Source organism: Streptomyces hiroshimensis, assembly GCF_014650335.1.
GTDB lineage: Bacteria > Actinomycetota > Actinomycetes > Streptomycetales > Streptomycetaceae > Streptomyces > Streptomyces hiroshimensis.
In genome coordinates this window covers 38,672-61,909 of the sequence record NZ_BMUT01000007.1, presented here as the reverse complement: position 1 = coordinate 61,909, position 23,238 = coordinate 38,672, and the positions used below count along the sequence as shown (strand labels likewise).

The window sequence follows — 23,238 nt, the reverse complement described above, 5'->3', positions numbered from 1 at the left end:
GTCTTGTGAACGCAATGTTTCCAACAAGACGATCATCCTCGTTACCCACACCGAGGAGGTCCTCATGAACGATCGGCTGAGTCTCAGCCCGGACGCGGCACGGCAGCTCGCGACCACCACCAAGACCACCCCGCAGATGCGCGGCATCACGCCCCGCTACCTGCTCCGTGCCCTGCCGTGGGTGGACGTCGAGTCCGGCGTCTACCGCGTCAACCGCCGGCGGACCTTCATACTCGGTGACGACCGGATCACCACGTACAGGAACGACGACGCCCACCACGTCGTCCCGGAGGACCTGCGGGAGATCCCCTACCTGCGCGAGGCGGGCGAGGACCTCCTGCGCGAACTGGCCTCCTCCTTCACCGAGGTCGCCTTCGAGGCCGGGCAGACCCTGGTCCAGGAGGGCGAGACCACGGGCAGGCTGTGGGTCCTCGTCCAGGGCCGCGCGGAGAAGCGGGCCACCGGCCGCTACGGCGAGGACGCGCTCCTCGAGGTCGTCGGCGACGGTCAGTTCTTCGACCTCGACTCCTGGTCCCACGGCCGCCCCGCGCCCTACCGCGTCCAGGCTCTGACCCCCGGCACCGCGCTCTGCGCCGACCGCGCCGACCTGGCCCGGCTGGCCGAGCGGGACGAGGCCCTGGGCGCCGCCCTCGCCGCCTTCAACGCCGGCGAGCGGGCCGCCCCCGGCTCCGAGGTACCGGTGGACCTCACCGCCGGGCACGTCGGGGAGCCCGACCTGCCGGGCACCTTCGTCGACTACGAGGACGTCCCCCGCGAGTACCACATGACGCTCGCCCAGACCGTGCTGCGCGTCCACTCCCGCGTCGCCGACCTGTACAACGAGCCCATCGACCAGACCCGGGCCCAGGCCGACCTCACCGTCCAGGCGCTGCGCGAGCGCCAGGAGCGGTCGATGCTCAACCACCCCGAGTTCGGCCTGTTCAACAACGTCGCCCCGGGCCAGCGGGTGCAGACCCGCACCGGCGCCCCGACCCCCGACGACATGGACGAGCTGCTCAGCAAGGTCTGGAAGCAGCCCTCCTACTTCCTCGCCCACCCGCGCGCCATCGCCGCCTTCGGCCGCGAATGTACGCGCCGGGGCGTGCCCCCGGTCATCGAGAACCGCTTCGGCGGCCCCCTGCTGACCTGGCGCGGCGTCCCGCTGCTGCCCTCCGACAAGGTGCGCATCACCGGCCCGAACGGCGCCGGCACCACCGAGATCCTGCTGATGCGCATGGGCGAGGCCGAGCAGGGCGTGGTGGGCCTGCGCCCCTCGAAGGTGCCCGACGAGGTGGAGCCGGGCCTGTCCATGCGGAACATGGGCATGGACCAGAAGGGCATCACCCAGTACCTGATGACGGCCTACTTCAACGCCGCGGTGCTGGTCGAGGACGCCCTCGCCGTGCTCCAGAACGTCGAGGTGTCCAAGTACCATGACTACTCCTGACATGTCGTGGGGCGCGCACGCCCCGGGCATGGCCCCGATGCCGGGTTGGCAGGTGCCGGGCCTGCAGGCACCGGGCGTCCAGGCGCCCGGCATGACGCCGCCGTCCGTGCCCCGGCAGCCCACCGCGGGCAGCGCGGCCACCCGCAGCGGCGCTTTCACCCCCGAGGCCGCCCGGCAGGACATCCCCGTCCTGCAGCGGCCCGTCAACGGACGCCCCGTCGTCTGGCTCGACAACGGCGCGACCACCCAGAAGCCCCGCCAGGTCATCGAGACCCTGGCCGCCTACTACGCCACCGCCAACTCCAACATCCACCGCGGTGCGCACACCCTGGCCCGCGAGGCCACCGAGATGTACGAGGGCGGACGGGCCGCCGTCGCCGGCTTCCTGGGCGCCCCGTCACCCGACACCATCGTCTTCACCCGGGGCACCACCGAGGCCGTCAACCTCGTCGCCCAGAGCTGGGGACGCGCCAACCTCGGCCCCGGTGACGAGATCCTCGTCTCCACCCTGGAGCACCACTCCAACATCGTCCCCTGGCAGATGATCGCCAAGGAGCGGCGGGCCCGGGTCGTGCCGATCCCGCTGCTGCCCGACGGCAGCATCGACCAGGACGCCTACGCGGACCTGCTCTCCTTCCGCACCCAGCTCGTCGCCATCAGCCACGCCTCCAACGTGCTGGGCACGGTGCCGCCGGTGAAGGAGATGACGGCGCTGGCCCACCGCTACAACGCCAAGGTGCTCGTGGACGGCGCCCAGGCCGTCGCCCACTTCCCCGTGGACGTCCAGGACCTGGACAGCGACTTCTACGTCTTCTCCGGGCACAAGCTGTACGCCCCCACGGGCATCGGAGCGATGTACGGCAAGCCGGAGGTCCTGGCCGCCATGCCGCCGTGGCAGGGCGGCGGCAACATGATCGACCAGGTGGAGTTCGGCCGCGTCACCTACGCCCCGGTGCCGCACTGCTTCGAGGCCGGCACCGGGCACATCTCCGGCGTCGTCGGGCTCAAGGCCGCCATCGACTGGCTGACCTCCTTCGGGCGCGAGGCGGTCGCCGCGTACGAGACCGCGCTGCTCGGCCACGCCCAGCAGGCCCTCGCCGCGGTGCCGGGTCTCACCGTCCTGGGCAGCGCGGCCGAGAAGATCGCGGTGCTGACCTTCACGCTCGCCGGCCAGGACCCGATGACGGTGGCCCGCCGGCTGGACCAGGACGGCATCGCCGTCCGCGCCGGCCACCACTGCGCCCAGCCCTCGCTGCGGCACTACGGGCTGGAGGCCGCGACCCGGGCCTCGCTGGCCCTGTACAACACGGCGGAGGAGGTGGACCAGCTGGCCGCCGCGCTCACGCAGATGCAGGCGCAGGCCGCCGTCTGATCCGCACTCACATCCCCCGGACCACTGCACAGAGCTGCCCCGGCGCACCGCGCCGGGGCATGCTTTCGCCCCGGGCTTGCGGCATCCGGGGTGTCGCGCGGGACCGATGCGCGGCACAACTACGAGATTCCGCGGTATTTCCGGTGGCACAGGGAACCATCAGCTACGGAAGACAATCTCGTACGTCAGAGACGCACGAGTGTGCGTACGACCCGGAAGCAGGGGGCGGTACATGTCACGAAGAGTCGCGCAGCGGCGGTCGCCGGCGGTGCGGGGCGCCATGGGATCGGTGGCCGCGCTCGCGGCCGGGCTGATCCTCGTCGCGGGGACGCCCGGGACGGCCGCGGCCATACCGGCCGCCGGCAGCACGCAGACGACACCGGCCTGCGGCAGTGACCAGGAGGCGCGCCTGCCGTCCGCCGCCGAGGCCGCGGCCGCCGGTGCCGCCACGGCGGAGCCGCCGGCGGCCGCGGTCGGCACCGCTGCGGAGAAGATCTCCTTCAGCCTGCCCTCCCAGCTGCCCATCGGCCTGTGGTCGCGCTCCGGTGTCACCCTGCGCACGCCCGTCTCCAAGGGCACCGTCCGGCTCGACGTCCGCAGCCGCGGCTTCAGCACCGACTCCCTCGTGATCCAGCGCTACGTGCCGAAGACCCACAGCTGGACGGACCTGAAGACCCGTCCCTCCGGCTCGGGTACGCACGGCGTCTTCACCTTCCCCCTCACCACGGATGCGAGCGCCGCCCGCCCGCACAGCGTGGCCCTGCGCCTCCAGGACCTCGACCGCCCGGGCACCGTCACTGTCACCACCTCCGTCGAGGACGGCAAGGGCCGCACCTACAGCGCCCCGGCCCGTACCGCCAAGGCCACCCGGCCGGACGTCTCGGTCGGCGGCTGGAAGAGCGGCGCCGGGCTGAACCGCGGCGGCGCGGCGAGCGCCCCCTTCACCCTCACGGTGAAGAACACCACCGACCGCCCCTACCCCTCCCTGTACGCCTCCTACTTCGCCTACGGCGCGGGCACCGGCCACGCCCTGGCACCCAAGGACCTCGTCCTGCAGCAGTACCGGCCCGGCCACGGCTGGGAGCGCGTGCAGCTCGTCGCGGGCGGCTGCGACCCCGGCATGAGCGCCGCGCTGCTGCCGGTCACCAAGGGCCCGCTGGCGCCGGGCGCAAGCGCCACCTACCGGCTGCGGGTCGCCGTCGCCGGATCGGCCCCGCGCGACGTGACCAAGGCCGATGCGGGCCTGACGGTGGGCAACGGCGACTCGTCCTTCTTCCACCAGGACCTGCCCTTCACGATCCGGGCGGGCAAGACGTCGGGCAAGTAGCGCACCTGCGCAGTGACACACCTGCGCTGTGACACCGCGGGCCGGCCCTTCCGGAAGGGCCGGCCCGCCGGCTTTGCCGGGGACCGCCGGCCGCGTCAGGCCGGACCCGGGTCCCCGTCCTCCGTCCGGTCGAACGCCGCCCAGCGGGCGAGGGCGAACTTCCCGCCCTCCCGGCGTACTTCGGCGGCCCCGTGGCCCGGCCAGTGCGCGGGGAACACCAGGGCGCGGGTGTCGGCGGCCTCCTCCAGGATCCGCCGCCGGGAGCGGGTGGCCTGCGCCTGGTCCTCGCTCAGGCACGTGTCGCAGTCGGGCTCGGCGATCTGCAGCGGGCTGTGCACCAGATCGCCGATGAACAGGGCCCGCTCCGTGCCCGACTCCAGCCGCACCACGGCCGAGCCCGGCGTGTGCCCGGGAGCGGCCTGCAGGCTCAGGCCCGCGTCGATGCGGTGGCCCCCGCCCTCCCAGAGCACCAGCTGCCCGGCCCGCTGAACCGGGAGCACACTGTCCTCGAACACCTCGGCGACGCCCTCGGCGAGGCTCAGGTCGCCGAGGACGCCCCGGGGAGTGTGCGGCCCCTCCGGGTTCCAGTAGTCGAAGTCGGCCCGGGCGACGAGATACGTCGCATTCGGGAACGTCGGCACCCATACGCCGTCCCGTAACCGGGTGTTCCAGCCGATGTGGTCCGAGTGCAGGTGGGTGTTGACGACGACGTCCACGTCCTCGGGGCGGACCCCGGCGGCGGCCAGCCGTTCCAGATAGCCGGTCTTCAGATGCGACCAGTCCGGCATGTGCGGCCGTTCCTTGTCGTTGCCCAGGCCGGTGTCCACGAGGACCGTACGGCCCTCGCTGCGCAGCACCCACGTCTGCACGTTGCACACCAGCTGGTCGGTGGCCGGCCGCCAGAAGTCCGGCGCCAGCCACGACTCGTTCTCCTTCCACATCCGCGGGGTGCTGGAAGGAAAGATGGCGGGAGTGGGTGCGACCGGCGCGTGCCATTCCACGATGCGGGTGATGTCCACTCCGCCCAAGGTGATCGTCTGCATGCCAACGACGCTAGGCACCGCAGGCGGAACCGCCAAGAGGCAGATACCGGCGTTGTGTTGAGCGGCTCGTCGAACGACTCGTCGAACGACTCGTTGAACGGCTCTACTGTTCCCGCCGCACCGCGAGGAGCGCAGCGTCGTCCGACAGCTCGCCGCCCGCGTAGGCCAGCAGGTCGGCGACGACGCGGTCCAGCAGCGCCGCCGGGGCCGTCTCCGGCATGCCTGCCAGGCGCTCCGCCAGCGGGTAGAAGCGGCCCGCCGCATCCCGCGCCTCCGTCACCCCGTCGGTGTACAGCAACAGGAGGTCGCCCCGCTCGAACACGAAGGCCTGCCCGCGGTACGCGTCGTCCACCAGACCCAGCAGCGCCAGCGGCGGCTGGGGCACCGGCGCCGGCACCTCGCGCACCCGGCCCGCCCGGACCAGCAACGGCGGCAGATGGCCGCAGTTCACCAGCTCCGCCCGGCCCGGCCCGGCCACCTGCACCAGGACCGCGGTCACGAACTCCTCGCCGGGCCGCCGCCGGCCCATCGCGGCGTCCAGACGCCCCGCCACGGCAGCGAGGGAGGACTCGACCTGCGCCGCCTCCCGGAACGTCCCCAGCACCGCCGCGGCCGTGTCGATCGCGGCGAGCCCCTTGCCCCGTACGTCCCCCAGCAGCAGCCGCGTCCCGAACGGCGTCACCAGCGTCTCGTACAGGTCCCCGCCCACGCGCGCCTCGGCCGCGGCCGCCAGATAGCGCACCGCCACCCGCAGCCCGTCCAGCCGCTCGGGCGGCGGCCGCAGCAGGGTCTGCTGCGCGGCCTCCGCCACGGATCGCGACTCCAGCAGTTCCCGCTCGCGCGTGGCGACGAGCACCACGTTCGCAGTGCTGACGGACGTGATGGCCAGCACCGTGAACCCCGACGTCAGATGGACGAGCATCGGCACCTCGTCGTCGGCGAGCGCCAGCGGGGCGACGAGGGCCAGCGCGCCCAGGCCGACGAACAGCGGCACCCGCGGCCGCCGCGTCCCGATGCTGGCCAGCACCGGCGCCGTGGCCAGGACGGGGGACACCGTCCACTCCGGGCTCTCCGCCAGGTCCATCCCGACGGCGGCGGCCAGCAGGACGTACGCCGCCACGACGAGGAGCCGCGCGCGGTGCGGCAGGCGCGGCGCCTGGGGCTGACCGTCCGGGCCGGTGACGTGCGTCATGATTGATGTCCACCATCAGCCACACCCGGCCCGCCCGCAACCCGTCAGCGCTTCCGGGCGGCCCCCGCCTCCGTGCCCGCCCCGTCCCCGGGCGCGAAGTGCCAGTAGGTCTCCGCGCGCGGCCGCCACCGCCGCGCCAGCGGATCGCGCACCCTGCGCCGGCACCAGCCCCACGGGGTGACGGCCAGGTAGTACACCACGGTCAGCAGCACCGTCCGCACGGCGTCACACCTCCTTCCCCGGCAGTCAGTCCATCGGGATCCCGTCACGCCAGTCCCGCTCCTCGTGCCACGGCGGCTGCTCCTCCTTGCGCAGCAGGAACCCGCCCAGCGCCAGCAGATCGATGTTGGTCCGCATGAAACAGGCGTAGGCCTCGCGCGGCGTACGGACGATCGGCTCGCCGCGCACGTTGAACGACGTGTTCACCAGCACCGGGCAGCCGGTGCGTTCCTTGAACGCCAGCAGCAGCTCGCGCAGCCGGGGGTGGCGTCCGTCCACGGTCTGCACCCGCGCCGAGCCGTCCACGTGCGTCACCGCCGGGACGGTCGACCTCGGGACGTGCAGCAGATCCAGGCCGCGCACCCCCTCCGGCACCTCGGCGGTCAGCCGCTGCGCGGCCGCGACCCTGCCCACGATCAGCATGTACGGGCTCTCCTGGCGCAGGTCGAACCAGTCCTTCGCGTCCTCGGCGAGCACGGCGGGCGCGAACGGCCGGAACGACTCGCGGAACTTCGTCCGCAGGTTGAGCGCCGACTGCATGCCCGGGTCGCGGGGGTCGGCGAGGATGGACCGCGAGCCCAGCGCCCGCGGCCCGAACTCCATCCGGCCCTGGAACCAGCCCACGATCGCACCGCTCGCCAGCGCACCGGCCACCTGCCGCGCCACGCCGTCGAAGCCCGGGCGCTCGTACGGGATGCCGTGGGCGTCCAGGTACGCGCCGATCTCGTCGTCCGAGTACGCCGGGCCCAGCAGCGCGCCCGCCATCGCGTCGTGCCCGGAGCCGAGGTGCGGGCGGGGCGCTCCCCGCTCGTGGGCCTCGGCGAGCGCCGCCCCGAGGGAACCCCCGGCGTCACCGGCCGCGGGCTGCACCCACAGCTCCGTCAGGCCCGCGTCCTCCAGCAGCCTGCCGTTGGCCACGCAGTTGAGCGCGACGCCGCCGGCCAGGCACAGCCGCGGCTCCCCGGTCAGCCGCCGCGCGGTGCGCGCCAGCCGCACCACCACGTCCTCCGTGACCTGCTGCACCGATGCCGCCAGGTCGAACTCCCGCTCGGTCAGCGGCCCTTCCGGCAGCCGCCGCGGACCGCCGAACAGCTCCTCGAAACCGGGGCCGGTCATCACCCGCCCCCGCAGGTACTCGAACCGGCGCAGGTCCAGCCGGAACGAGCCGTCCGGCTTGACGTCGATCAGCCGCTCCCGGATCAGCGGCGCGAACCGAGGCGTCCCGTACGGCGCGAGGCCCATCAGCTTGTACTCGCCCGAGTCGACCTTGAAGCCGCAGAAGTACGTGAACGCCGAGTACAGCAGCCCCAGCGAGTGCGGGAAGCGCAGCTCGGCGAGGTGCCGCAGACGGGTGCCCACGCCCTGCCACAGGGTCGTCGTCGCCCACTCGCCGACGCCGTCGACGCACAGCACGGCGGCGGACGGGTAGGGGCTCGCGAAGAAGGCGGACGCGGCGTGGGACTCGTGGTGGCGCCGCGCCACGACCTCCGGCACCGCCCGGCCCTCCGGCCCCGCGAGGTGCTCGCGCACCGCACGGGTGGCGTGCCGCTTCCAGCCGAGCCACGCCGGCAGCCCGTCCAGGAACGACGGGAGGCCGTGCGGCGCGGCCCCCGCGTATGTCGCGAGCACCCGCCGGAACTTCAGCGCCGGGTCCTCGTAGTAGGCGACCGCGGCGACGTCACCGAGCTCCGCCCCGGCCTCCCGCAGGCAGTAGCCGACCGCCTCGTGAGGGAAGGAGGGGTCGTGCCGCCTGCGGCTGAACCGCTCCTCCTGCGCGGCCGCGACCGGGACGCCGTCGGCGACCAGCGCGGCCGCACTGTCGTGATAGAAGGCCGACAGGCCGAGAACCAGCTGCGTCACGCGGCGCCCCCGGATCAGAACATGGGATAGATGGAAGCGTCGTCCGCCGGCTGCGGCTTCAGCGCCCGCTTGCGGCGCAGCAGCCGTGCCAGGATCCTGCGGAGCAGTGCCATACGGTCCCTCCTCTCAGGCTGTGCGTTCTTGTGTGTTCTCAGGCCGGGCCGAGGCGGTCGGCGAGGACGCGGGCGATCGCGTCGTACCCCGCGTCGACGCAGTGCACCCGGTCCACGAACAGCCAGTCCGCAGGCCCCGTCGCCGCCCCGAGGGCCTCGTTCATGTCGAGGAACGGCACCTCCAGCGCCGCACAGCCCTCGCGCAGGGCCGCCGCGTAGGCCCGGCCGACGTCCATCGAGGCGATGTCGTTGTGCAGGCGGCGCCAGTTGGAGACGTCGTCCAGCTCGTCGAACAGCGCCTTCTCCTGGGGCGCGGGCTCCTCCCGCACCCACGGCGCGAGCGGCTGCAGGACGAACGTCAGCCGCGCCCCGAGCGCCCGTGCCAGCAGCTTCCACCCGCCGAGGTGACGGACCGTCAGCCCGGTGGCGTGCGCGATCCGCTCGGCCGGGCCCGGCACCGCGGACGCGTCCGGCGCGGGCCCGCACTCGAAGAAGGCGCCGTGCCGGCCGTGCTGCGCCGCGGGCAGGCGGCTGAGCACGAGGTTGTTGACGCCGGAGAAGAGGACGATCTCCGCCACCTCGGGCAGCAGGTGCTGGAAGAGCGTCAGCAGCATCAGCTCCTGCGCGGAATTCAGGCTCTGTCCGGAGAAGTTGAGCCACGGCAGCCCGGGGGCGTGATGGCTGCCCAGCCGGGAGGAGACGGTCGCGTGGTCCCCGCTCGCCCCCACGCCGAAGACCGCGGAGCTGCCGGCCAGCAGCCGGACGGGCCCCGGCGGGCGCCCGTCGGCCACCGTCGCCGGCCCGTCCGCCGTGTGGGTGACCCGGAATCCGCAGGAGTCGGTGGAGTACACCGGGGTCCGCTCGTTGCCGTACTGGAAGAAGCCGATGTAGGGCTGGTCCTCCAGGACGAAGGTGTAGTGCTCCATGTGGGGGACGAGTTCGGCGCGCGGGGACTTCATGGGGCAGGGCTCTCCTCGGGTGTCCGGGCGGCAGGCGGCGGGCCGGCGTGTCAGTGGGCGGCGGGCGGCAGGTCGTAGAGCGCGCCGGGCCGGTCCTCGCGGACCAGGTCGGCGTTGATCGCCATGGCGGCGAGCCCGCCGCTGGCCGCGGCCATGGCCGCCTGCTGCATGTTCTTGCCCAGGTCACCGGCCACGTACAGGCGGGGGAGCGAGGTCCGGCCGCGCTCGTCGGTCTGGACCGAGGTGAGGTCGGCGGCCTGCAGCCAGGGGCGCAGCGGCTCCACGCGCGGCTCGGTGTCCGTGTGCAGGAAGAGGGCCGTGAACGTGAGGACGCTGCCGTCCGTCAGATCGACGGCGACGCCGTCGGGGTGCGCGGCCACCGCGGCGATCTTTTCGGGCACGATCTTCACCCCGGAGGCGGCCAGGAACCCCTGCTCCTCCTCGGGCAGCTCCCGCCGGTCCGAGAGATAGGTGAGCGAGGACGTCCAGGCGGTCAGGGTCGCGGCGAGACACTCGCCGGGCACCGCACCGCCGTACACGCCGAAGTGCCCGTCCCGCACCTCGTACGCGTGACAGTACGGGCACTCGAACACGCCCTTGCCCCACAGCGCGGCGAGCCCCGGCACGTCCGGGAGCTTCGAGCGCACGCCGGCGGCGTAGAGCACCGTGCGGCTCCTGAGCGCCCCGGCCTCCTTGGCCGTCGTCACCAGGCGGTCGCCCTCGGGCGCCACGGTGATCACCTCGTCGTCGAGGAACTCCACGCCGTAGCGGGAGATCTCGGCGCGGGCGCGGGCCCGGAAGTCCGCGATGGTCACCCCGTCGTTGGTGAGCACGTTGTGCATGACGCCCGCCGCCATGTTCCGGGCGTCGCCCGAGTCGACGAGCGCGACGCGCCTGCGCGACCTGCCCAGGTACAGCGCGGCGCCCAGGCCCGCCGGGCCGCCGCCGACGATCACGGTGTCATACGCTTCCGCGGTCATGCTCTCCTCTTTCGGTGTCGGTGTGCTGCTGCTGATCTCGATGCGGTACGCGGGAGGACTCCGGCTGTTCGCCGGTGAGCATGTCCTGGCGCAGCGGCGCGAGCAGGGCGACGGATCCCAGGATCAGGACGGCCCCGGACGAGACGAAGACGGTGGTGACGGACGTGGTGCGGGCGAGCAGGCCGCCGAGGGCCGCTCCGATCGGCATCGTTCCCCACGAGCACAGCCGTGACACGCTCATCACGCGGCCCTGCAGTTCCGGCGGCGCGAACCGCTGGCGCAGGGACAGGACCGGGATGTTCCAGCTCATCATGAAGATGCCGTTGCAGAAGATCGCGGCCCCCGCGAGGACCACGTTTCCCGCCAGGCCCAGCCCCGCGTAGGCCGCGCCCGACAGGATCAGCGACCACTGCGCCAGGACGAGCGTGGGCAGCCTCCGCGCCAGCCGCGGCGCGAGCCACGTCCCGGCGATCGAGCCGACGGAGCCGGCGGTCAGCAGCAGGCCGTAGCCGGTGGCGTGCAGGCCGAGGGTGCGGTAGGCGAGCAGCACCAGCATCGAGAACGTCGCGGAGTACACCAGGCCGTAGAGCGCGCTGGCGGCCAGCGTGCGCGTGAGCGCCGCCCGTGTGAGCACGAAGGCGACCCCCGTGCGCAGGTCCTGCCACAGGGACCGGGCCGCGGACGTGCCGGGCGGGGCAGCGGTGCGTGGGGCCGCCTTGACGCCGGCCAGGCCCAGCAGCAGGACCGCGGCGAGCCCGTAGAGCGCACCGCCCGTCGCCAGCGCCAGCGTCGCGCCGACCCCGACCAGGAGGCCGGCCAGCGGCGGGCCCGCCATCTCGTTGAGGATGATCTGGGGGGCGAACAGCCTGCCGTTGGCGTGCTCCAGGTGCTCCGATTCCACGATGTCGGGCAGCATCGCGGGCGCCGCGGTCTCCGCCAGGGTCTCGGCGATCCCGAGGACGAACGACAGCACGTAGAGCACGGCCAGCGACGTGCCCGCCGCGAACGCCGCGACGGCCGCCAGCAGCGCGGTCGCGCGCGTGACGTTGCTGACCAGCAGGATGTGCCGCCGGTCGTGACGGTCCGCCAGGACGCCCGCGGGCAGCGCGAACAGCAGCCACGGCAGCATGTTGACGGCCGTGAGCCCGGCCACCACCATCGGCTGCGGGTGGCTCGCGACCACCAGCAGCGGCAGCAGGGTGCGGGTGACGCCGTCCCCGGCGTTGGACGCCACGGACGACGACCACAGCCAGCGGAAGCGGCTGCCCAGCACGGGCTTGCGGGCCGGTGCCCCGGTCTCGGTCAAGGGATCTCACTCCGCGTCAGGCCGCGCACCGCCGCCCCGCCGCCCGGCGCGGTCACGACCAACTCGTGAGCCCCAGGAGCCGCTCGCCCAGCGGAGTGAGCTCGGCGCGCCCGTAGAGCTCGCGCTCCTTCTTGCGAGGGCTTCCGTGGTGCTCGTGCTCATGCGGCGGGATCCGGTCCCGCCAGAACCGTACGCGGCTGTCCCGGAGCGCGGCGTCGTCCTCCAGGGCGGGCGCCATGGAGATGTACTGTGCCATACGCACCCGGTCCGCGGAGCTGTTCGGGCGCACTCCGTGCGGCAGCAGACTGTTGAAGATGATCAGGTCGCCGGGGTCCACGCGCAGCGTCTCGATCTCGTATCCGGTGATGTCCGGCGTCATCGGGTCGCGGTCCGGCGGCTGCTCCTCCAGCCAGCCGTCCAGCTTCTCGAAGATGCCGGGCACGCACTGGAAGCCGCCGATCTCCTCGTCGCCCTCGCTGACCGAGAGCACGCCCTGGCAGCTGATGGGCAGCGGCCGCCGGGAGGTGTCGACGTCCCAGTGGACGAACCCGCCGAACGCACGGCTGCCGCGGTTCGGCGGGTTGACGTTGGCGAAGTCGATCACGACCCACAGACCGGTGGTGTCCCAGATGTCGACGAAGGCGTCGTACACCCGCTGCGTCTGCCGGTTGTCCCACATGGCCTGGTGGTTGTAGATCTCCACCAGCCCGCTGTGGCCGGGCAGCCGCTGGTTGTCCGTGCGGCCCGCGTACCAGGTGGAGGGGTCGCCGGGAGCCATGTCCTCGAACTCCCACAGCGCCGTCGCCAGCCGCTCCACGTTGCCGGCGGGCACGGCCTCGCGGACGACGACGTAGCCGCGGGTGGTCCAGTGCTCCCAGTCCTCGGGGGACAGCACACGCAGGGGCAGCTCCTTGCGGATGTCCCTGAGCTGGGTCCTCGCCATGTCCGGTGCTCCTTGTGACTCGTGTTCGTGTTCGTGCTCTGCGGGCGGGGCGGGGCGGGCACCGGGGCCGTCAGGTGATGACGGCCCGCTCGTCGGGCAGGACGACGGCGTCCAGCGCCGTGGTGTCCAGCAGCTCCAGTGCGTCCCCGAGGTCGTTGAGGATGGGCCGTCCGCCGCCGTTGGCACTGGTGTTGATGAGGATCGGCAGCCCGGTGTGACCGGCCACCGCGTGGCACAGGCGGTGCAGCAGCGGGTGCTCGGCGGCGTGCAGGGTCTGCAGCCGCGCGGTGCCGTCGATGTGCCGCACCTCGGCGAGCTGCTCCGCGGCCTCCTCGCGGACGCGCACCGCGAACAGCATGCTGTCGGTGTGGTCGAGCGGGCCGGTGAAGTACGCGCCGGCCACCTCGGCGGGGCACAGCGGGGCCACCGGGCGGAACCACTCGCGCCGTTTGATGGTCTGCGAGACGTGGCGCCGGGCGCCGGTCCAGTGCGGCGAGACGAGCAGCGAACGGTGCCCGAGGGCGCGCGGCCCGGTCTCCATCCCGCCGCCCAGCCAGGCCACGCACTTGCGCCCGGCAAGCATCCCGGCCACGTGGTCGACGAGGGCGGCGTCGCTCGCGAGCGTCAGACGGGTCCGCCCGGTGCGCAGCGGGTCGCGCACGGTGAGCCCGGGGCCGCAGTAGGCCAGCGCCGCCCCCGGCGGGGCGCCGCCGGCCGCCGGCCGGTCCTCCGGCGCGGCCACGGCCAGCGCCGCGCCCAGCGCGATCCCGGAGTCGTCGCAGCAGGTGGGGATGGAGACCCGGGTGAACAGGCCGCTCTCCGCGATGCAGGTGTTCGCCGTGATGTTCAGGGCACAGCCCCCGGCGTAGCAGAGCGCCGGATAGTCCGGCCAGCGCTCGTGCAGCCCGGTGACGAGGTGGGCGAGATCCACCTCCACGGCGGTCTGGAGCGTCGCGGCCAGGGTGCGGCAGACGGGGTCGCCCGGGCTGTGGCCCACGAGGTACCGGTGCCCGCGCGGGGTGCGGATCTCGTCGGGGAACACCCCGCCGTAGGAGTGCACCACGTCGTCGTCGGTGGCGTCGGCCAGCAGCCCGTCGAGGTAGCCGCCCGCGTCCTCGTCGTACGGATACCAGGTGTCCTCGTAGCGCAGGGCGCTGCCCGCGGGCGCCTCGCCGCCGAGGGGCGCGAGGAGGCCGGGTGCGGTACGCCGGGCGCGCTCCCCGGCGAGCATCGTGCGCAGTACGGGCAGCAGCTCCGGATCGGTCGCGCCGGTGGCCGCCAGGCCCAGCAGCTTGCCCGTGTCGAACTGCCCGCCGTGCACCCTGCGGGCCAGCGCCTCGTAGACCAGCCCGAAGCGGGGGCCGGTGCGGTTGTTGAAGGACAGGACGGGGGTGAGCGACGGGCCGTCACCCAGGCACACCATGCCGCACTCGGCGTAGTTGCCGGTGCCGTCCAGGACGAGCGTGAGGGCCTTGGCCGCCCCGGAGGTGTGGTACGCCAGGGCCGCGTGCGCATAGTGGTGGCGCACGGCGACCACGGGCAGGGGGCCTGCGGGTCCGTCGGCGAGCGGCCAGTCCACGGACTTGACCGGGCGCAGCACGGAGGTGGCCAGGGCGTCGCCCGGGCGGCTCCAGGTGATGTCCTCGGAGACGAGCTCGACGAGCCCGGTGGGCAGGATCCGGCAGGCGGGGGTGTACCAGTCGGCGACGGCGACCGCGGTGACCGGGCCGCGCGCGAGCGCGTGCAGCCGGTTCACCCAGTCGCCGATCTCCCCGGCGAAGCGGGCGTTGCCGCCGCACACGTGGCGCAGCCCCACCTGCCGCTCGCCCTCGATGACGTGGAGCCCCCGTGCCTGGGCGAGCGCCGCGCCCCCGTCGTGCCCGAAGTTGAGACCGATCGTCGGCATCGGCCGGGCTCCTCAGACGCCCGCGCAGAACTGGGCGTGGTGGCGCTCCAGCAGGCCCTGCACGACTTCGCGCATGTACGCGCAGTAGCCCGGCGACATGATCTGGATGGATCCGTTCTCCTCCTCCAGGGCGCCCGCAGAGCCGCCCGAGCACGTGCCCTGGAGCTCGCATCCCTGGCAGCCGGGCCCGTTGGTGTAGGCGCGCATGCCGTAGTCCCGGTAGGCCGAGGAGTTGAACACGCCCCGCCAGTCGTCGATGGTGCCCAGCTTGCGCGCCGTCGCCTTGCAGGCGAACACGCTGCCGTTGGGTTCGATGGACAGCTGCCGGCCCACGGCCGGGCACGTCTTGTAGTCCGCCTGGGCGGCCCACTTCGCCTCGTCCGCGATCATCTGGAACGTCTGGTACCAGTAGCCGCTGAGCTGCACTCCGCGCTCGCGCCCGTAGTCGACGGCCGACAGCAGCCTCTGCGCCACGTCGTGCGGGCTGTGCCGCTCGAAGAACTCGCGGGCCTGGAAGGAGACGATCACGTCCAGGGAGTCCAGCCCGGCCTCGGCGACGAAGTCGATCAGCGGGGTGCCCCACTTGTCCCACGTGTACTGCGACAGGACGGTGGTGATGCTGACGGGCACGCCCGCGGCCTTCATGTCGAGGATGGCCTTGCGCACCACCGGCCAGGGCGTGCGCTGCTGCTGCCCGCCGCGGAACTCGCCGGTCTCGGGGACGAGATAGTCGATCGAGACGGTGGTGGAGACCCGGTACTCCGCGAGCGCCTGCAGCAGCTCGGCGTCGATGCGCGAGCCGTTGCTCGTCATGTCGTAGGAGAGCGAGACGCCGTCGTGGAAGTGCCCGAAGGTGCGCAGGATGTGCAGGATGGTGCCCCGCGCGAGCGTCGGCTCGCCGCCGAAGAACGACACGGTGAGCTCGCCGCCGCCGTTGGCCTTGCGCAGCGCCACCGCCTCCCGCAGCGTCTTCTCCGCCACCTGCGGGGACATGTGCATCGAGGGGTTGCGGGCGCCGTCGGTGCCCTCGTTCCAGTCGCCGCGGGCGAGCGTCGGTGCGCTGTCGCCGCGCGCGGTGCGCAGCTGGACCAGGACCGGGCCGGGCTTGACGGACTCCCCGGAGGTGTTGCGCTCCTCCACGCCGCCGTCGAAGTTGTAGGCGAAACAGCCCTGACAGGAGAAGTTGCACGCGTTGGTCAGCACCAGCTGGATCGAGGAGTGGAAGACGCCGCTGCCGAGCGCCTCGCCCCGGGCGGCGAGGAGTTCGTCGATCTGCACCGCCTCGTCGTGCCCGGCCTCCACGAGGTACTGCGCCTCGATCAGGCTGTCCACGGCCTCGCGGCCCGCCCGCTCGCGCAGCAGGTCCAGGGGGATGCCGCCGGCGGCCTCGCGGAGCAGCTCGACCGTATCGCGGTCCACCAGGCGGGCGTTGCCGAAGAGGGAGTGGAAGGCCACCGTGCGCTCGGTGCCGTCGTAGGCGTCGAGCCGGCCGCCGAACCGGGCGAAGTCACGGTCCTGGGCGGTGCGCATCGTACGGACGTAGCGGGAGGACTGGTAAACCGGAGCCGACATCGGTGGACTTCCTCCTGGAAACGGTGCGGGATCGAACGTGGCCGGGGGCGCGGCAGGTCATCCGTGCCGCGGGCTCCGGGCCGGGGAGCGCGCTCGTGGAACGGGCCCGCCGCGGGCGTGGATCGCGGCGGGCCCGTCGGAACCGGTGCGCCGGGACGGCTAGGCGGGCGTGGCCGGCGCCTTCGTCCCGGAGGCGTCCGTACAGACCGACTCCGCCTTCGGTACCGGCGTGATCGTCGGTGCGTTGCCCTTGTCGGGCGAGACGAACCCGCAGGGACGCGACGACGCCGTGGGTGTCGGAGTGATCATCTTCTTGACTTCGGCCATCAGTCTCTCCTCGCCGTGGTCGGGCGGTATGCGTACATACGCGGTCAGCGAATCATGGCCGGGTTGGGCCGAGGGATATTTGTTCCGGCCACTTTTTTCGGAGCGTATTACTTGATCGAGGGCGATGTGATGACCATACGGATGACATGGATTCCTGTTCGAAAAGGGTGCGGGCGGCCGTGTGGTGAGTGCGGGATTCCGGCCTCACCAGGCATCATGCGAAAAGCGGCCCTTCCGCTCCCCTTGCCGGATATGCATGTGCATGGCATGGATCAAATGCCAGCGCTTTACGGGCCGTTACGGTCCGGGAGGGGAACGGCGCCGGGAGGGAAGTTGATCTGTGGCCCACTCTTTTCCTGCGCCGCCCGGCGCTCTTCCCTGCCCGCGGCATTGCGGCCGTGCGCGTACGCGGGGGAGCGCGCCGGATGGCCCGCGCGCGCCCGGCGCCCGCCGGACGCGCCTTCGTGCACGCCCCGGGCCTAGCGCAGGTCGTCCCACGTGATGACCGGGCTGCCCGCGCGCAGGCCGTAATCCACGGCGGGATTCCGCACCGGCCACTTCAGGCGCAGCCAGCCGGGAACGGTGGCGGCAATCCCGTCGTCGGCCGCCAGATGCCAGAACGTATTCGAATCCTGGCGCGCGAAATAAGGGCAGAAGAGCGAGATCACCAGGGTGACCCGGCGGCCCTTCGTCACGGGTGTGACCGCGTGGAAGATACGGCTGCCGTGGAGGAACAGCGTCGCGCCGCGCTCCCCGCAGTCCGCCTCGCGGAACCGGGAATCCTCCCGCCCCGGGCCGGGGAATTCGTCCGCGCGTCCCCGGAAGTAGGTGAACCGGCCGCCCTCGTAGTCCTCGTAGCCGCTCAGCTGAATGGTGAAGACGTAGTCCATGCCGTCGCGGTGCCAGCGGACGCCGCCCTGCCGCCCGCGGCCCTCGCCGTAATTGATCTGGGCCGTGGGCAACCGGAGCGGATGGGGGATCAGCGGAATGCCGACCAGCCTGGAGCAGACGAGGAGGAAGTCCCGGTCGCGGATCATGCGGGCGATGAACGGCGAGAGCAGGTCGGCGGCGCGCAGCCGCCGCGTCGCGGTGAACCCGGCGTCCTGCGCCGCCACTTCGAGCTGCCCGCACACCGTGGCGAGGCAGTCCAGGCCCTCGTCCGTCAGGACGCGCCACGGTCCTGCGAGGGCGGCGGCGTCGGCCCGCCCCTTCCAGTGCCACAGCTCTTCCTCGCGATAGCCGAACTCCTGCAGGGAGGTCACCGGCCCGGCGGCGCCGGTCGAGACGAACCGGCTCCGCCACGGCGGCTCCGCGGGCAGCCGGGCGCTGCGCAGGGGAGCCCGGGCGTGCAACGCCTTGAGGACCTTACGGAATCCGTCGGGGGCCTGGGGCAGGGCGAGTGCGCCGGCTCTGCCGCTCCCTTTCGACGTCGTGGACACGAGGCATCTCCTATGGAGGCATCTCTTGTGAAGGAGAACGCATTCGGCTGAACGGCCGGACGGGGCCACCGAGAATCTCCCACCGGGCCCGGCCACTGGCAAGAGCCGCGGCGTGCGTTGCCGAGCTGCTGCCGGCGTGCGTTCCCGAGTTGCTGCCTTTATGGAGATATGTAGCATTTTCAGGGAGATGCGTCGGATGCGGATCGCGGCAGGCCCGCTGGACTGGTCCCTGGTGAGCGGATGGATTCCGGTCACCCTGCTGGCCGTGGGTCTGTGCGCCCTCGCGGTGCTCCTCTTCTCCCGCCGCCGCACCTGGTGGACCCGGTGGGCCCCGCTCGCCGTCCTGCTGGCCGCCGTCCTCACCTGGCTCCTGCGGACCGCCGTCGACGACTGGTGGCAGCCCTTCCCCGACCCCCTGCCCCTCAGCGTGGTGATCTGGGCGGGGATCGCCGTCCTCGGGGTCTGCCTCGCCGCCTTCCGCATCCCGCTGCTGCGCCCCCGGTACCGGGCCGGCGCCGCCCTCGCCGGCCTCCTGGTCGTGCTCCTGGGGGCCTCCGAGGTCAACCGGCACTTCGACCAGTACCCCACCGCGCGCTCCGCCCTCAACTCCTGGCTGACGAAGACCACGAGCATCACCGAAGCCACCGGCCGCACCGAACCCGCCCTGCGCGTCCCCGCGGGCAAGACCGTCGCCGACGTCTGGCGCCCGCCTCCCGGCATGCCGGAGAACGGCACCCTGTCCAAGTCGTCCGTCCCCGGCACCCGGTCCGGCTTCGACGCCCGCAGCGCCTACGTCTACCTGCCGCCCGCCTACCGGGCCATCCCGCGCCCCCTGCTCCCCGTCGTCGTCCTCATGGCCGGCCAGCCCGGATCTCCCGACGACTGGATCAACTCCGGGCGGCTCGTCGACATGATGAACGCCTTCGCCCGCGAGCACCGCGGCCTCGCGCCCGTGGTCGTCGTCGTCGACCCGCTCGGCTCCCAGTTCGCCAACACCCTCTGCCTCGACTCCCGGCTGGGCAACGTCCAGACCTACCTCGCCGCCGACGTCCCCGACTGGATCCGCTCCCACCTCCAGGTCGCCGCCGCCCGCACCTCCTGGGTGATCTCCGGCATCTCCTTCGGCGGCACCTGCTCGATCCAGCTCGGCGTCAACGCCCCCCAGGTCTACGGGGTCGTCAACGACATCTCCGGCCAGGAGGCGCCCACGCTCGGCAGCCGGCAGAAGACCGTCGACAAGGCCTTCGGCGGCGACGAGGCCGCCTTCACCGCGGTCAACCCCCTCGACGTCATGGCACGGCAGCGCTTCCCCGATACGAAGGCCGCCTTCGTCGCCGGCAGCAGCGACAGCACCTACCGGCCGCAGCAGCGGAAGGTCTACGACGCGGCCGTCAAGGCCGGGATGCGGGCCGAGTGGGTCCTGCTCCCCGGCGGGCACAGCTGGCAGGTCTGGCGGCCCGGCCTGGAGAGGCAACTGCCGTGGATCTCCCGGGAGACGGGGCTGACCCGATGAGCGAGACCACCGCCCCGCCGCCCGCGCCCACCACCGGCGACAGCACCCACCCCTGGCGCGTCACCCTCGACCGGCTGCTGGTCCCCGTCCGGCACGCCCCCTTCACCCTCGCCTTCCTCGCGGTGCTGTGGATCGTCGGGGCGGTCACCGGAAGCCTCGGCAGCGGGCCGGGCCGGCACCGCATGGAACACGTCGGCGCCGGCGTCCCCGCACTCGCCGAAGGACGCTGGTGGACCCCCGCGAGCTCCCTGCTGTGGTGCCCCGGGCTCGGCGGCTACATCGGCGCCACCGTCATCATCCTGCTGCTCGTCACCCCCTCCGAGCGGCGCCTGGGCGTCGCCCGCACCGCAGCCGTCCTCCTCGGCGGCCAGATCCTCGGCACGCTCCTCGGCGTCGGCATCGTCCAGGCCGGCAACCTCGCGGGGGAGTGGTGGCTGGAGGAGCTCGCCGGCTACCTCGCGGTCTCCCCGACCGTCGGCGCCCTCGCCGTCGGCGGCGTCCTCAGCTACCGGCTCACCGCCCTGTGGCGGCGCCGCACCCGCCTCGGCATCGTCGCCTTCGCCCTCGTCATGGCCCTCTACGTCGGCCACCTCCAAGGCGTCCTGCGCCTCGGCGGTGCCGTCGTCGGCCTCGTCATCGGCGCCCTGCTGTACCACCGGACCGGGCCCTGGCGCCTGCGGCACTCCTCCCACACCGAGGCCCGCGTCCTCGTCGCGCTCGTCGTGGCCGCCGCGGCCATCGGCCCGATGGTCGCGATCCTCTACCGCGATGCCTACGGGCCCCTCAACTCCTTCCAGATCTACGTCTCCGTGCAGCCCACCGGCCAGGAGGTCGCCGACGCCTGCGCCGCCTCCAAGGAGGACTGCCACTTCGTCCACGCCCTGCGGAACTTCTACGACTCCCCGGCCACCGTCATGGCCGTGCTCGTCCCCGCACTGATGCTCGTCCTCGCCGAGGGACTGCGCCGCGGGCTGAGGCTCGCCTGGGCGCTGGCCGTGCTCGTCCACCTCGCCTGGATCGCCCTCTTCTCCTGGTGGCTGCACGACTTCCTCAGCCACCCCGCCGGATGGGCCGAGCCCGCCGAACGCTCCACCTACGCCCAGGCCTTCGCGGAGCAGATGCTGCTGCCCGTCCTGATCGTCGTCCTCCTGATCGTCACCCGCGCCCGCTTCGACCTGCGGCTGCCGCGCTCCGCGACGCGCGGACTCGCGGCCGTGACCGGCGGCGCGCTCGTGCTGGCCTGCGCCGTGTACGTCGGCATCGGCTACGCGGTGCGCGACCAGTACGACCCCGAGGCCACGCCCTCGGTGCTCTTCTCCGGTCTGGCGTCGGAGTTCCTGCCGCCGACGCTGCTCGCCACCTTCACCGACTGGCCGGTCCCGGTCGGCAGGACCGCGCAGGCCCTGTTCCACTACTGCGGCCTCCTCTTCTGGCTCGTCACCCTGATCGCGCTGCTGGTCACCTTCCGCCGCCCGCGCCTGCACACCGACGCCGACGCCGCCGTGCGCGCCCGCGAACTCCTCGTCGCGCACGGCGGCTCGACGCTGAGCTACCTCACCACCTGGGACGGCAACTACTACTGGTTCGACGCGAAGGGCCGGGCCGCCGTGGCCTACCGCGTGATCGCCACCGTGGCCCTGACCACCGGCGAACCCTTCGGCGCGCCGGACGCGCGGGCCGCCGCCGTCGCGGGCTTCTCGCGCCACTGCGACGAGCGCGGCTGGACGCCGTGCTTCTACAGCGTCGGCGAGGAGTGCCGCACCGCGGCGGAGGCCCTGGGCTGGCGCTCGGTGCAGGTCGCCGAGGACACCGTCGTGCCCCTGCCCGACCTCGCCTTCACCGGCAAGAAGTGGCAGGACGTGCGCACCGCCCTCAACAAGGCCAAGAAGGAGGGCATCACCGCCGAGTGGTGGTCCTACCCCGACGCCCCGGTCGCCCTCACCGACCAGGTGCGCTCGATCTCCGAGGAGTGGGTCGCCGACAAGGGACTGCCGGAGATGGGCTTCACCCTCGGCGGCCTGGACGAGCTCGACGACCGGTCGGTGCGCTGCCTGATCGCCGTGGACGGCGACCGCACGGTGCACGGGATCACCAGCTGGATGCCGGTGTACGAAGAGGGCCGGCCGGTCGGCTGGACGCTGGACTTCATGCGCCGCCGGGCCGCCGGTTTCCGCGGCTCGATGGAATTCCTCATCGCCTCGGCCGCGCTGGGCTTCCAGGAGGAGGGCGCCCGCTTCCTCAGCCTCTCGGGCGCCCCGCTCGCCCGCAAGGCCACGGAGGAGCCGCCGGCGGCGCTGCAGCGGATCCTGGACTACGGGGGCAAGGTCCTCGAACCGGTCTACGGCTTCCGGTCGCTGCTGACCTTCAAGTCCAAGTTCCAGCCGCAGTACCGCCCCATGTACATGGCCTATCCGGACCCGGCCGCGCTCCCCGCCATCACCCGTGCCATCGGCAAGGCGTACCTGCCGCACATGACGGCGGCCCAAGGAGTGCGGCTGATGCGGCAGTTCTCCGCCTGAGCGGGCGGCGGCGGACTTACGACCGGCTCACGGCAGCCTCACGGCAGCGTGAGCACCCGCGGGCCGTCCTCCGTGATGGCGACGGTGTGCTCGATGTGCGCGGCGCGGCTGCCGTCGGTGGTGCGCAGCGTCCACCCGTCGGGGTCCGCGCGGTAGTCGTTGCGCCCGCCCGCCATGAGCATCGGCTCTATCGCGAGGACCAGGCCGTGCCGCAGCGGCAGACCCCTGCGGGGGCGGCCCCAGTTGGGGACGTGCGGGTCCTCGTGCATCTGCCGGCCGATGCCGTGGCCGCCGAAATCCTCGGGCATGCCGTAGCGCCCGGCGCGGGCGACGGCGGAGACGGCGTGGGAGATGTCCCCGATGCGGTTGCCGACGACCGCCGCGGCGATGGCGGCGTCCAGGGCCCGCTGAGTGGCGTCGACGAGGGCGGTGTCGGCGGGCCGGGGCGTGCCGACGATGAAGCTCACCGCGGAGTCGCCCGTCCACCCGTCGAGCCGGGCGCCGCAGTCGATGCTGACCAGGTCGCCGTCGCGCAGCGCGTAGTCGTCCGGGATGCCGTGCACGACGGCGTCGTTGACCGAGGCGCAGATCACCGCGGGGAAGGGGGTGGGGGCGAAGGAGGGCCGGTAGCCCAGGAAGGGGGAGCTCGCCCCGGCCTCGCTCAGCACGGCCCGCGCCGCCTCGTCCAGCTCCCGCAGCCGTACGCCCGCCTTCGCGGCGTCACGGGCCGCGGCCAGCGCATGGGCGACGACCCGGCCCGCCGCGCGCATGGCCTCCAGCTCACCGTCGGTCTTGATCTCCACCATGGTTTCCGAACCCCCTCGGCGTACTGCCGGTTCCCATACCGGCAATTCTTATACCGGTATTAGTATCACGGTCTAGTATCGGGTTCATGGTGAGGACCCCTTTGACCCCCTGGGAGCGGCAGCGCGGCGAGATGCTCGGCGCCCTGCTCCGCGAAGCGCGCGGCGAGCGCAGCATGGTGGAGATCGCCGCTGCCTCGGGGCTGTCCGCGGAGACGCTCCGCAAGATCGAGACCGGTCGCGCGCCGACGCCCGCCTTCTTCACGATCGTGGCGCTGGCCTCCGTACTGAACCTGTCCATGGAGCAGCTGGCGGCCGCGGCCGCGGCGCGCGCCGACGCGGCGGAGGGCGAGGCGCTGACGGCGTGAAGGCGGCGGCCGGACCGCGTTTCTGACGGC

General features: G+C 72.9%; 19 protein-coding genes. 6 read left to right on the top strand and 13 right to left on the bottom strand.

Features of this window, described 5'->3' with window-relative positions; all coding sequences use genetic code 11:
* Positions 1-64 precede the first annotated feature (64 nt).
* From IE241_RS17265 to IE241_RS17255, 3 genes are all read left to right on the top strand, one after another.
* Positions 65-1,447, top strand: coding sequence for a family 2B encapsulin nanocompartment shell protein (locus IE241_RS17265; RefSeq protein ID WP_190022659.1), 1,383 nt, complete (start codon positions 65-67; stop codon positions 1,445-1,447).
* On the top strand, positions 1,434-2,819 hold the full coding sequence (locus tag IE241_RS17260) for a cysteine desulfurase (RefSeq protein ID WP_190022658.1): 1,386 nt from the start codon (positions 1,434-1,436) through the stop codon (positions 2,817-2,819). The genes IE241_RS17265 and IE241_RS17260 overlap by 14 nt, the downstream gene beginning before the upstream one ends.
* Positions 2,820-3,051: 232 nt before the next feature.
* Positions 3,052-4,146, top strand: a complete 1,095-nt coding sequence (locus IE241_RS17255) for a hypothetical protein (protein WP_229899400.1) — start codon at positions 3,052-3,054, stop codon at positions 4,144-4,146.
* Positions 4,147-4,241: 95 nt separating this feature from the next.
* Here the strand turns inward: IE241_RS17255 and IE241_RS17250 are convergent, their stop codons facing one another.
* From IE241_RS17250 to IE241_RS17195, 12 genes are all read right to left on the bottom strand, one after another.
* Positions 4,242-5,189 carry an MBL fold metallo-hydrolase gene (locus tag IE241_RS17250; protein ID WP_190022657.1) on the bottom strand — a complete coding sequence of 316 codons (948 nt, stop codon included), beginning with the start codon at positions 5,187-5,189 and terminating at the stop codon, positions 4,242-4,244.
* Between the two features lie 103 nt (positions 5,190-5,292).
* Entirely contained in the window at positions 5,293-6,381 is a 1,089-nt protein-coding gene (locus IE241_RS17245; protein WP_190022656.1) for a PP2C family protein-serine/threonine phosphatase, read from the bottom strand.
* 44 nt (positions 6,382-6,425) lie between these two features.
* The gene (locus IE241_RS17240; RefSeq protein WP_190022655.1) at positions 6,426-6,602 is read right to left on the bottom strand and encodes a hypothetical protein; all 177 of its coding nucleotides are present in this window, start codon (positions 6,600-6,602) and stop codon (positions 6,426-6,428) included.
* A gap of 25 nt (positions 6,603-6,627) precedes the next feature.
* Entirely contained in the window at positions 6,628-8,460 is a 1,833-nt protein-coding gene (locus IE241_RS17235) for a carbamoyltransferase family protein (protein WP_190022654.1), read from the bottom strand.
* Positions 8,461-8,611: 151 nt separating this feature from the next.
* A complete protein-coding gene (locus IE241_RS17230; protein ID WP_229899398.1) occupies positions 8,612-9,532 on the bottom strand; it encodes an SGNH/GDSL hydrolase family protein in 921 nt (306 codons plus the stop codon).
* A 50-nt stretch (positions 9,533-9,582) separates the two neighbouring features.
* Complete coding sequence (locus tag IE241_RS17225; protein ID WP_190022653.1) at positions 9,583-10,512, bottom strand: NAD(P)/FAD-dependent oxidoreductase; 930 nt, start codon at positions 10,510-10,512, stop codon at positions 9,583-9,585.
* Complete coding sequence (locus tag IE241_RS17220; RefSeq protein ID WP_190022652.1) at positions 10,493-11,818, bottom strand: MFS transporter; 1,326 nt, start codon at positions 11,816-11,818, stop codon at positions 10,493-10,495. Before IE241_RS17220 ends, IE241_RS17225 begins: the two co-directional genes overlap by 20 nt.
* Positions 11,819-11,870: 52 nt before the next feature.
* A complete protein-coding gene (locus IE241_RS17215) occupies positions 11,871-12,761 on the bottom strand; it encodes a phytanoyl-CoA dioxygenase family protein (RefSeq protein WP_190022651.1) in 891 nt (296 codons plus the stop codon).
* Positions 12,762-12,831: 70 nt separating this feature from the next.
* Positions 12,832-14,667 (bottom strand): carbamoyltransferase C-terminal domain-containing protein, encoded by a 1,836-nt coding sequence (locus IE241_RS17210; RefSeq protein ID WP_190022650.1) that lies wholly within the window; start codon positions 14,665-14,667, stop codon positions 12,832-12,834.
* 12 nt (positions 14,668-14,679) lie between these two features.
* A complete protein-coding gene (locus IE241_RS17205; RefSeq protein ID WP_190022649.1) occupies positions 14,680-16,239 on the bottom strand; it encodes a radical SAM/SPASM domain-containing protein in 1,560 nt (519 codons plus the stop codon).
* Positions 16,240-16,398: 159 nt separating this feature from the next.
* Positions 16,399-16,566 (bottom strand): hypothetical protein, encoded by a 168-nt coding sequence (locus tag IE241_RS17200; protein WP_190022648.1) that lies wholly within the window; start codon positions 16,564-16,566, stop codon positions 16,399-16,401.
* Positions 16,567-17,045: 479 nt separating this feature from the next.
* Positions 17,046-18,005 carry a 2OG-Fe(II) oxygenase gene (locus IE241_RS17195; protein WP_190022647.1) on the bottom strand — a complete coding sequence of 320 codons (960 nt, stop codon included), beginning with the start codon at positions 18,003-18,005 and terminating at the stop codon, positions 17,046-17,048.
* A gap of 196 nt (positions 18,006-18,201) precedes the next feature.
* Between IE241_RS17195 and IE241_RS17190 the strand changes: the two genes are divergently transcribed.
* On the top strand, positions 18,202-19,518 hold the full coding sequence (locus IE241_RS17190; RefSeq protein WP_190022646.1) for an alpha/beta hydrolase: 1,317 nt from the start codon (positions 18,202-18,204) through the stop codon (positions 19,516-19,518).
* On the top strand, positions 19,515-22,037 hold the full coding sequence (locus IE241_RS17185) for a bifunctional lysylphosphatidylglycerol flippase/synthetase MprF (RefSeq protein WP_190022645.1): 2,523 nt from the start codon (positions 19,515-19,517) through the stop codon (positions 22,035-22,037). The genes IE241_RS17190 and IE241_RS17185 overlap by 4 nt, the downstream gene beginning before the upstream one ends.
* A gap of 38 nt (positions 22,038-22,075) precedes the next feature.
* Here the strand turns inward: IE241_RS17185 and map are convergent, their stop codons facing one another.
* Complete coding sequence (gene map / locus IE241_RS17180; protein ID WP_190022644.1) at positions 22,076-22,843, bottom strand: type I methionyl aminopeptidase; 768 nt, start codon at positions 22,841-22,843, stop codon at positions 22,076-22,078.
* 86 nt (positions 22,844-22,929) lie between these two features.
* Here map and IE241_RS17175 point away from each other — a divergent pair, with 86 nt between their 5' ends.
* The gene (locus IE241_RS17175) at positions 22,930-23,208 is read left to right on the top strand and encodes a helix-turn-helix domain-containing protein (protein WP_190022643.1); all 279 of its coding nucleotides are present in this window, start codon (positions 22,930-22,932) and stop codon (positions 23,206-23,208) included.
* Positions 23,209-23,238 lie beyond the last annotated feature (30 nt).

Excerpts from the sequence above, each read along its gene's own strand:
- IE241_RS17255 (WP_229899400.1), top strand. The coding sequence starts at position 3,052 with ATGTCACGAAGAGTCGCGCAGCGGCGGTCGCCGGCGGTGCGGGGCGCC.
- map (WP_190022644.1), bottom strand. The coding sequence starts at position 22,843 with ATGGTGGAGATCAAGACCGACGGTGAGCTGGAGGCCATGCGCGCGGCG.
- IE241_RS17260 (WP_190022658.1), top strand. The coding sequence starts at position 1,434 with ATGACTACTCCTGACATGTCGTGGGGCGCGCACGCCCCGGGCATGGCC.
- IE241_RS17215 (WP_190022651.1), bottom strand. The coding sequence starts at position 12,761 with ATGGCGAGGACCCAGCTCAGGGACATCCGCAAGGAGCTGCCCCTGCGT.
- IE241_RS17190 (WP_190022646.1), top strand. The coding sequence starts at position 18,202 with ATGCGGATCGCGGCAGGCCCGCTGGACTGGTCCCTGGTGAGCGGATGG.
- IE241_RS17205 (WP_190022649.1), bottom strand. The coding sequence starts at position 16,239 with ATGTCGGCTCCGGTTTACCAGTCCTCCCGCTACGTCCGTACGATGCGC.
- IE241_RS17225 (WP_190022653.1), bottom strand. The coding sequence starts at position 10,512 with ATGACCGCGGAAGCGTATGACACCGTGATCGTCGGCGGCGGCCCGGCG.
- IE241_RS17210 (WP_190022650.1), bottom strand. The coding sequence starts at position 14,667 with ATGCCGACGATCGGTCTCAACTTCGGGCACGACGGGGGCGCGGCGCTC.
- IE241_RS17265 (WP_190022659.1), top strand. The coding sequence starts at position 65 with ATGAACGATCGGCTGAGTCTCAGCCCGGACGCGGCACGGCAGCTCGCG.
- IE241_RS17175 (WP_190022643.1), top strand. The coding sequence starts at position 22,930 with ATGGTGAGGACCCCTTTGACCCCCTGGGAGCGGCAGCGCGGCGAGATG.
- IE241_RS17250 (WP_190022657.1), bottom strand. The coding sequence starts at position 5,189 with ATGCAGACGATCACCTTGGGCGGAGTGGACATCACCCGCATCGTGGAA.
- IE241_RS17185 (WP_190022645.1), top strand. The coding sequence starts at position 19,515 with ATGAGCGAGACCACCGCCCCGCCGCCCGCGCCCACCACCGGCGACAGC.
- IE241_RS17200 (WP_190022648.1), bottom strand. The coding sequence starts at position 16,566 with ATGGCCGAAGTCAAGAAGATGATCACTCCGACACCCACGGCGTCGTCG.
- IE241_RS17230 (WP_229899398.1), bottom strand. The coding sequence starts at position 9,532 with ATGAAGTCCCCGCGCGCCGAACTCGTCCCCCACATGGAGCACTACACC.
- IE241_RS17245 (WP_190022656.1), bottom strand. The coding sequence starts at position 6,381 with ATGACGCACGTCACCGGCCCGGACGGTCAGCCCCAGGCGCCGCGCCTG.